Raw genomic sequence first — 876 nt, 5'->3', positions numbered from 1 at the left:
CTGGATACGCCGACCGTCATTTGTACCCACCATCTGAGCACGGGCAGTCTGGCCGTGCGCGAAGGCGGCACGATGCACGGCAATCTCACTCATACCGGCGGTCAATTCAGTTCTAACGGGATTATCGTTGATTCGCACAAACACAAGGGAATACGGTCGGGTGACAGTACATCTGGGGGGCCAGTGCAATGAAATTTACGGGCATGGATTGCAACAGTGGCCGCGTCCTGTCAGAGAGCAACCATATTCGCCAGAGCATCGCCGATATTTTAATAACGCCGATCGGTTCACGGGTCATGCGCCGGGAATATGGTTCTTTGCTGCCAAACCTGATTGACCAGCCACAAAATCCGGCGCTGCGTCTCAAGATCATGAGCGCCTGTTACATGGCGCTGTTGCGTTGGGAGCCGCGTATCCGCTTGCAGACCATTAATTATCTGCGTTCCGGGCAGGGGGAATTGTCGGTCGAAATCAGCGGGGTGAATGTACAGAACGACACCCCTTTCTCTCTGTCCATTCCGGTGAGGTGATACGATGCCAACGATTGATTTAAGCCTGTTACCGCCCCCGAATGTGGTCGAATCGCTGGATTTTGAAACCCTGTTTGCAGAACGAAAAGAAAAACTAATTTCCCTGACCCCGCCAGAGCAACGCGAGGCCATCACCCGCACACTGGCGCTGGAATCGGAACCGATCACCAAGCTGTTACAGGAAAATGCGTATCGTGAGCTATTGTTACGCCAGCGCATCAATGAAGCGGCACGGGCGGCGATGGTCGCCTATGCCAAAGGCAGCGACTTAGACCAGCTTGGTGCCAATAATAATGTGCGACGTTTGGTCTTGCAGACGGCCAACAATAACGCCGTGCCGCCTGTC

Annotated in this window: 2 protein-coding genes and 1 pseudogene; all 3 read left to right on the top strand. The window is 54.2% G+C overall.

Annotated features, from left to right (window positions below):
- Positions 1-192, top strand: a pseudogene (locus NXS07_RS20400) (phage baseplate assembly protein V); the annotation flags it as partial.
- Positions 189-530, top strand: coding sequence for a GPW/gp25 family protein (locus NXS07_RS20395; RefSeq protein WP_258087562.1), 342 nt, complete (start codon positions 189-191; stop codon positions 528-530). The pseudogene NXS07_RS20400 and the gene NXS07_RS20395, both read left to right, overlap by 4 nt.
- A gap of 4 nt (positions 531-534) precedes the next feature.
- A partial coding sequence (locus NXS07_RS20390; RefSeq protein ID WP_498063304.1) for a baseplate J/gp47 family protein occupies positions 535-876 on the top strand: 342 nt, incomplete at its 3' end.

Source organism: Xenorhabdus bovienii (assembly GCF_024721015.1).
GTDB classification, from domain to species: domain Bacteria; phylum Pseudomonadota; class Gammaproteobacteria; order Enterobacterales; family Enterobacteriaceae; genus Xenorhabdus; species Xenorhabdus bovienii.
The sequence above is the reverse complement of the archived record's forward strand: the minus strand, read 5'-3'. Positions and strand labels throughout refer to the sequence as shown.